General features: G+C 75.9%; 1 protein-coding gene. It reads left to right on the top strand.

All coding sequences use genetic code 11. The annotated features are described in order from the left end of the window. On the top strand, window positions 1–1,348 hold a 1,348-nt coding region (locus AC13HU_RS37270; protein WP_483046433.1), incomplete at both ends, for an acyltransferase domain-containing protein.

Here is a 1,348-nt window from a genome sequence, read left to right as displayed (position 1 = left end):
CCGCCCTGCCCTGGCTGCTCTCCGCCCGCACTCCCGCCGCCTTGCGCGACCAGGCGGCCCGGCTGGCCGGTCACGTGCGGGCGCACCCCGGGCTGCGCCCGCCGGACCTGGCCTGGTCGACCGCCACCACCCGGGCCCGGATGCAGCATCGCGCCGTGGTCGTCGCGGCGGACAGCGAGGAACTGCTCGCCGGACTGGGCGCCCTCGCCGACGGCACGCCGGGGGCCGGTGTCGTACGCGGCGAGGCGGCCGAACAGCCTTCGCTGACCGTGCTGTTCACCGGTCAGGGCGCGCAATATACGGGCATGGCAACGGAGTTGTCGGAGGAGTTCCCGAGCTTCGCGGCCGCCCTCGACGAGGCGTGCGCGCACCTCGACCCGCTGCTCGAACGCCCCCTGCGGGCAGTCCTGTCGGGCGACCCGGCGGAGCTGGACCGTACGGCGTTCACCCAACCCGCCCTGTTCGCCGTCGAGATGGCGCTGTTCCGGCTGGTGGAGTCCTGGGGCGTCGTACCGCGGCGGCTGGCCGGGCACTCCGTCGGCGAGCTGACCGCGGCGCACGTGGCCGGGGTGCTGTCGCTGGCCGACGCGTGCGCGCTGGTCGCCGCGCGCGGCCGGGTGATGGACCGGCTGCCCGCGGGCGGGGTGATGATCTCGGTGCGGGCGAGCGAGGCCGAGGTCGCCGAGCTGCTCGCCCCCGGGGTCGGTATAGCCGCCGTCAACGGCCCGCGGTCCGTGGTCCTGTCCGGCGAGGCGCAGGCGACCCGGGCGGTGGCCCGCGCGCTCGCGGAGCAGGGGCACAAGACCCGGCTCCTGACGGTCAGTCATGCCTTCCACTCGGCGCTCATGGAACCGGCCATGGCGGAGTTCCGCGAGGTGGCCGCCCGGATGACCTACCACGAACCGCGCATCCCGCTGGTCTCCGCGCTCACCGGCGCCCTCGTCGGGCCCGGTGAGGTCACCGACCCCGAGTACTGGGTACGGCACCTGCGCGAACCGGTCCGCTTCCTGGACGCGGTGCGCGCCGTCGAGGCGGACGGCGGACGGGTGTTCCTGGAGCTGGGACCGGACGGGGTGCTCGCGTCGATGGCGGCGGACTGCCTCGCCGACCCCGCGGCGGCGGTCCTCGCCCCGACGCTGCGCAGGGACCGCCCCGAGACCCGGTCCCTGCTCACCGGGCTCGGCCAGGCGTACACGGCCGGGGTGGACGTCGACTGGAGTGCGGTGTTCGCCGGCACCGGCGCGGTGCGCGCGCCCCTGCCGACGTACGCCTTCGAGCACCAGCGGTACTGGATCACGGCGGGCCGCTCCTTCGGCGCCGCCGCCTCTCCCGCCGAAGCCGTCTCCCC

This window comes from Streptomyces sp. NH27 (assembly GCF_056859195.1).
Note: the sequence above shows the minus strand (reverse complement) of the source record. Positions and strands in the feature narration are given on the sequence as shown.